Source organism: Streptomyces sp. B1866 (genome assembly GCF_031932565.1).
Lineage (GTDB): Bacteria > Actinomycetota > Actinomycetes > Streptomycetales > Streptomycetaceae > Streptomyces.
The window spans coordinates 1-6,336 of the sequence record NZ_JAVSCF010000321.1 but is presented as its reverse complement, the minus strand read 5'-3'; the positions used below and the strand labels follow the sequence as shown (position 1 = coordinate 6,336).

The 6,336-nt window shown below is 77.0% G+C and carries 3 protein-coding genes and 1 pseudogene; 1 reads left to right on the top strand and 3 read right to left on the bottom strand.

The window, feature by feature from the left end:
• Positions 1 to 2,283 (bottom strand): nitrate- and nitrite sensing domain-containing protein (locus tag RKE29_RS27010; protein ID WP_312008282.1); only part of this gene is annotated, 2,283 nt, incomplete at its 3' end.
• 398 nt (positions 2,284 to 2,681) lie between these two features.
• Here RKE29_RS27010 and RKE29_RS27005 point away from each other — a divergent pair.
• A complete protein-coding gene (locus RKE29_RS27005; RefSeq protein WP_312008281.1) occupies positions 2,682 to 3,125 on the top strand; it encodes a hypothetical protein in 444 nt (147 codons plus the stop codon).
• Between the two features lie 292 nt (positions 3,126 to 3,417).
• Here the strand turns inward: RKE29_RS27005 and RKE29_RS27000 are convergent, their stop codons facing one another.
• Positions 3,418 to 4,119, bottom strand: coding sequence for a TetR family transcriptional regulator (locus RKE29_RS27000; RefSeq protein WP_312008280.1), 702 nt, complete (start codon positions 4,117 to 4,119; stop codon positions 3,418 to 3,420).
• A 152-nt stretch (positions 4,120 to 4,271) separates the two neighbouring features.
• Positions 4,272 to 6,336, bottom strand: a pseudogene (locus RKE29_RS26995) (hypothetical protein); the annotation flags it as partial.

Below are 6,336 nucleotides of genomic sequence, written 5' to 3'. Positions count from 1 at the left end.
GGTCTCCGCGGCGGGCGCCGGGCGCGGGCCGCCGAGGCCGCGCGCGCGGAATATGCCGCCCGCCTCCTCGTCCTCCAGCCCGTCCTCCGGCCTGTCCTCCGGACCGTCGTCGCGGGCCTCCGCGCGGTCCGCGCCGTACCCGTCCCCGTCCCCGTACGCGGCGCCGTCCAGGCCGCCGCCGGCGTCCTCGGTGCCGCCGTCCGCGCCGCCCGCCGCGGCGTGCGCCGCCCGCGGGCCGTCCGCGGGCGACGCGGCCCAGGAGGGGGCCTGCGGGGCGGTGCGCCGCAGCCGGGAGGAGTTGCGGGCGGCCCGGTCGGGGAAGACGGCGGCCGAGTCCCGTTCCGCGTCCTCGCCGGCGGTCGGCGGCTCGTCCCGGCCGCCGTCCTCCGGCTCGGTGAGGAGCGCGGCGGGAATGAGCACGACGGCGGTGGTGCCGCCGTAGGGGGACGGCTGGAGGGAGACCCGTACGCCCTGCCGCTGGGCGAGCCGGCTGACCACGAACAGGCCCAGGCGGTCGGTGTCGGACAGCTCGAACTCGGGCGTCTCGGCCAGGCGCTGGTTGGCCTCCTTCAGCACCTCCGGCGCCATGCCCAGGCCCCGGTCGTGGATCTCCAGCGTGAAGCCGCTGGCCACCCGCTCGCCGACCACCTGCACGGCGGTGTGCGGCGGCGAGAACACGGTGGCGTTCTCCAGGAGTTCGGCGACGAGGTGGGTGAGGTCGGCCACCGCCGGTCCGGCCACCGCCAGCGGCGGCAGCCGCCGCACCTCGACGCGCTCGTAGTCCTCGACCTCGGCGACGGCACCCCGGACCACGTCCATGAGCCGGATCGGCTTGCGCCACTGCCGGGAGGGGGCGGCGCCCGACAGGATGACCAGGCCCTCGGCGTGCCGCCGCATGCGGGTGGTCATGTGGTCGAGGCGGAAGAGGTCGGCCAGCTCGTCGGTGTCCTCGGTGCGCCGCTCCATGGCGTCGAGCAGGGTGAGCTGGCGGTGCAGCAGCACCTGGCTGCGGCGGGCGAGGTTGACGAAGACCTCGGAGACGCCGTGCCGCAGCTCGGCCTGCTTGACCGCGGCCTCCACGGCCGCCCGCTGAAGGGTGTTCAGCGCCTCGGCGACCTGGCCGATCTCGTCGCCGCCGTACGCGCCGCGCGGCGCCTCGGCCTCCGGGTCCAGCCGCTCCCCCGCGGCCAGCCGGCGCATCACGTCCGGCAGCCGCTCGTGCGAGGCCTCCTGGGCGTCCCGGCGCAGCCGTCCCAGGTCGCGGATGAGGTCCCGGCCCACCCGGAACGAGACGAACACCGACAGCAGCAGGCACAGCAGGCCGAGGATGCCGGCGACGCCCGCCTTGACCATGACGTCGGTGGCCACCGGGTCGATGCGGTGCTGGAGGCGGACGGTCGCCTCGCCGCCCAGCCGGTCGTAGTCGGCCAGCACCGGCTGGGTGGCGCCCTCCCAGCGGCGCAGGTCCACCTCCCGCAGGGCCCGCTCGGCGCCGGCCCTGAACAGCCGCTCCTCGGCGGCCCGCAGGGCCTCGGGGTGCGGGGTCCTGTAGCGGTAGTCGGTGAAGAACCTCTGCTCCCTGGGCGGCAGGGTGGGCAGGTTGATCGCGTACAGCACGTTGCGCTCGGCGATCAGGTCGGAGATCGCCCGCATGTCCGCGGGCGTGATCCGGCGCGCCGTGGCCGCGGCGACGAACAGGTTCTCCTCACGGGACAGGGCCTCCCGGGCGCGGATCATGGCGACGAGCGCGCGGCCCTGCCGGTCCAGCTCCGGGTCCGGTACGGCGTGCAGGGAGCTGCGGAAGTTGTAGCAGAGGTCGACCAGCTGGTTGTAGTACTGATACGCCTCGGGGCTGGTCGCGGCCCGGCGCTCCACCTTGCCGCGCAGGCCCTCAAGACCGTCGGCCGCCCGCAGGATGCGGGCGAGCTGGGTGCGGGAGTCGCCGGTCATCATGCCCCGGATGCCGCCGTCGGAGGACGCGTCGCGCAGCCGGGCCAGCACCTTGTCGGTCCTGTGCTGTGCGGTGCGCAGCGCCGGCAGCGCCCCGGTGCCGCCGGGGTCGGCCAGCAGGACCAGCGTCTGCCGCCGTTCCTGCTGAATCGCGTGGACCGCGTCCTCGGCGGGCGCCCCGGCCCTGTCGATGACGTCGGACGCGTCGAGCAGCCGCATCGCCTCGCGTCCGGTGATCACCGTGGCGAAGACCCAGATCGCCGTGAGGCAGACGAGGGGCACCAGCAACAGCGCCACGATCTTCCGGCGGATGGACTTCCCGCGAAAGCGCATGGCCTCCCTAACGTCAACCCCGGTGCCCGGGGATCGTGTCCCGAAGTCGCTGCCGACAACGCGCGCGAGCCTACTACCAAAGAGAGGCCCAACTCGAAGGTATGTCCGCATGCTGACGACCAGTCACCAGCATCCGATCACCAGTTGTCCGGTGATGGGCCGACTTGGTCCAGGCCCCGGGTGCCGGGCGCCCGGCGGCGGGCGGCCCGCCGGGCGTCCCGCGCGGGCCGCCGCGGACGGCCGGATCCGCCGACGCCGGTAACACGGGGGTGCCGGGGCGGCTTCCGGAAGGGGCGCGCCGGGGCGGCGCCGGGGCGCCCTGGACGGCGCGCGGTCACCCTGGCGCCGCTTTCCCAAAGCGCCGGCCACGGGCGACAATGGAACGGGGTGAGGGCTACATGGACAGCAGGGACGAGGATCGCGACATTCCGGTGCGCGCGCGCCGGCAGCTGTGGGTCGAGGAGCCGGCCCGCAGGCGCAGAATGCCCGACCCCGTCCGTACGGCCGCGGTGCGCGCGGTCGTCATCATCGCGCTGACCCTGGTGCAGGCGATGGTCGCCGCCCTGTGCACGCTGGCGGGGGTGTGGTTCGCGCTGCCCGCCGTGTTGTCGACCGTGGCGAGCACGGTGGTCGCGACCTGGAGCGTGCTCGACGTGTGGGTGACCCGGCAGGTGTGGAACCAGCGCAACGGCGTGGTCTCCCGGCCCAGCAGCACGGCCCGGGAGCCGCGCGGGGAGCGCCGGCGGGCGTACGAGCGGGAGCGCCTCGGCCCGCGGCCCCCGGCGACGGCGGACCGCCCCCCGGCCCGCGGCACGGCGACGGGCCGGCCGGCGGGCTGGTGACCCGGCCTGCGGCTTGTCGGCAGCGGGCAGGCTTGTCGACAGCGAACAGGCTTGTCGGCAGCGGGCAGGTGACGGGGCCTCCGGCGGGCCGGTGGCCGGCCGGGCCGGTGCTTCCGGCGCGGCGCCGCACCCTGGCCCGCGCACGGTGACCGCTGGGCCGGTCGGCTGACGCCCCGACGGCGCCGGGCCGGGTGGCGGCGGGTCAGGTGCCCCGGCGCCGGGGTGACGGCACCTTCGGGATCGTGTCGTGCCCCGTCGCTTCGCGTATACCGGGACTTCCGCGCCCGCCGGACTACGTCCGCGGGCCCGGAGCGCAGCGGGCTGCGGGGTGGCCGGCGGCGGGGCGGGTGAGGACCTGGGCGAGCTGCCGGGCGTAGTGGTCGACGAGTCCGGGTGAGACGGCGTCGGCGCCGAAGAGACCGCGGGCGAGATGGGGGTAGACGGCGAGGGCGTTTCCGGCGCTGACGGCGATGAGCATGAGTGCGGCCGGGTCGATCCCGCCGTCGATCTCGCCGGCCTGCTGGCGCTCGCGGATCCGCTCCGCCTCGTACCGCAGCCGGGCGTTGCGCTCTTGCGCCTCCTCGTCGTCCTGGCCGGTGTCGGCGAGGCCCTCCCAGGCGAGCAGGCGGCCGCCGAAGCAGGGGTCGACGCTGGCCCGCACGCTGCGCCTGACCTGTTCGGCGAGGTCCAGGTCGTCGGGGACGGCCTCGGCCTCGTAGGCGCGCCAGCGGCGCCCGGTCTCCCGGTACAGGCCCTGCTTGCCGCCGAAGTAGTAGGAGATGAGCTGCTGGTTCACCCCGGCGCGTTCGGCGATCTCGGAGACCCGGGCGCCGTCGAAGCCCTTGGCGGAGAACACCTGGACCGCGGCGTCCAGGATGCGCGCCTTGGTGCGCTCGGCGTCGCGCTGCCGCTCGTGCGGCGCCGGAGACCTGCGGGCGGGCCGCGCCCGGGCGGCCCCTTCGCGGCCCTGCGCGGCCGTGTGCCCGGTGTCCATGACCGCCATTGTGTCACACGCCCGAAGAACTCAATCAACCATCCATGTGACAAAGAGCTGGATCGCCGGACCGAGGGCATCGACCGCAGACCGCGCGCGGCCGGGGCGAGCGGCCCGGGCACGTACGGCGCGCCGGACGGGCGGGCGGCGCGCTACTCCGCCCGGTCCGGGACCGGCGCCGCGGCCCGGGCCTGGGCCGGCGGGTCCGGTACGGCCGGGTCCGGGCGGCGGTACATGCGCGTCGCGGTGATCTGCCCGTGCACCGGCTCCTCGGCGGCCTCCGCCTGCGGCAGCCCGGGCCGCAGGTGCTCCTCCACGCTGATGTACTTCAGCCCGGCGCGCAGGTCCGCGTCGTTGCGCAGCCGGATGACCAGCGGGAACTCGGCCAGCGCGGTGGTGTCGAACAGTCCCGTGGTGTAGAGGAGCTGCACCCCGAGCGCGTCGGCGACCGCCCGCTGGAGCTCCAGCAGGTACGTGGCGTTGGCACGGCCGATGGGGTTGTCCAGGAACAGCGTGCCCGCGTGGCGGTGCCGGTCGCGGCCCCGGTCGTTGCCGCGCAGGGCCGCCATGGTGCAGTACAGCGCGATGGCGGCGGTGAGCAGCTGGCCGCCGGAGAACACATCGCCCATCTGGCCGACCGGCACCCGCTCGGCGCGCAGCACCGCGTCCGGTTTGAGGATCTCCACGGCCACCCCGCGCGGCTGGAGGGCGGCGCGCACCCCGCGCAGCAGCAGCGTCATGCCGTCGCGGCGCAGGTCGGAGTTCTTGGCGACGGCGGCGCGGGTCGCCTCGTCGATGACCTCGCCGAGCCGGTCGGTGAGCGTGGCCTGGTCGGGGTCCTCGAAGCGGATGCGCAGGAACTCCTGGCCCGACCACTCGCCCAGGCCCTCCGGCAGCCGGGACAGCCGCTGGGCGGAGCGCAGCGTGGCCAGGCTGGACTCGACCAGGCCGCGCAGCCGGTCCACGATGCCGTCTCGGTTGCGCTCCAGCTGCGCCAGCTCGTCGGTGAGCACGCGCAGCCGGGGCCGGTACGCCTCGGCCCACGCCGCGGCGTGCTCGGGCAGGGCGGCCGCGGGCAGTTCGCGCATCTGCTGGCGGGCGGGGGTGCGCACCTGCTCGTAGCGGGCGGCGTTGGCGTGCCGGACGAGCACGTCGCACGCCTCGCGGACGGCCGCCTCCGCCGCCGACAGGTCGGCCGCGCAGCCGCGCAGCGCGCGCCGGGCCTCGGCCGCGTCCTGCCGGGCGGCGGCGAGGCTCCCGGCGTACGGCTCGGCCGCGGCCCGCTCCTCGTCGTGGCCGCCGGGCCCGTCCCGCAGCAGGTCGCGCAGCCCGGCCGCGGCCTCCTCGAAGCCGCCCGCGGCGTCCTCGGCGGCGCGGTGGGCGGCCAGCAGCTCGGCGTGCGCGGCGCGGGCGGCCGCCAGCGCGTCCGTACAGGCGGCCAGGTCGGCGTCGGCGGTGCGCAGCAGGTCCTTGGCCCGCTCCGCGTCGGACGGGGTCAGCCCGTCGGGCAGCTCGGCGTGCGCGCCGCCGTCGGCGGGCGCCAGCCGCTCGGCCTCGCCGCGCAGCCGGCCCAGCCGCTCGCTCGCCTCCGAGGCCCGGGCCTCCAGCATCTGCACCCGCTCCTCGGCGCGGGCGGCCGCGGCCTGCCGGGACGGCCCGTCGGCGCCTTCCGCGCTGTTCAGCAGGGTGGCGGCGCGGGCGGCGACCTTCTGGCTGAGCCGGTCGAGGGCGGCGAGGGCCGCGCTCTCGTCACCCTCGGCGCGGGCCTGCTCGGCGCGCAGGTCGGCGCCGACGCCGACCTTCTCGTACAGCTGCGAGGCGGCGCGGTACGCCTCGCGCAGCGCGGGCAGCGAGGCGGCGGAGGCGTCGTGCGGACCGGTGTCGCCGACAGCAGGGGTCTCGTCGGCCGCGTCGGCCTGGCCGTCGGGGGCGCCGGCGATCTCGGCGCGCTCGGCCCGCAGGCCGCGGGCGGTNTCGGCCGCGCGCTGGGCGGCGCGCCGGTCCTCGTCGGCGGCGCGGGCGCGGGCCAGGCAGGCGGCGGCCTGCTCCTCGCAGGCGGCGGCCTCGTCGGCCAGCTCCCGCAGCCGCGCCTGCCAGCCGGCCCGCTCCCGCAGCCGGGAGGCGAGGCCCGCCAGCGCGTCGGCCGCGCGGCGGGCGCGCTGGGCCTCCTCCTGCCGCGTCTCGCGCGCGCGGTCGGCCTCGGCGGCCGCCTGGCCG

Coding starts and splice junctions, on each gene's coding strand:
- RKE29_RS27000 (WP_312008280.1), bottom strand. CDS start 4,119: ATGGACACCGGGCACACGGCCGCGCAGGGCCGCGAAGGGGCCGCCCGG.
- RKE29_RS27005 (WP_312008281.1), top strand. CDS start 2,682: ATGGACAGCAGGGACGAGGATCGCGACATTCCGGTGCGCGCGCGCCGG.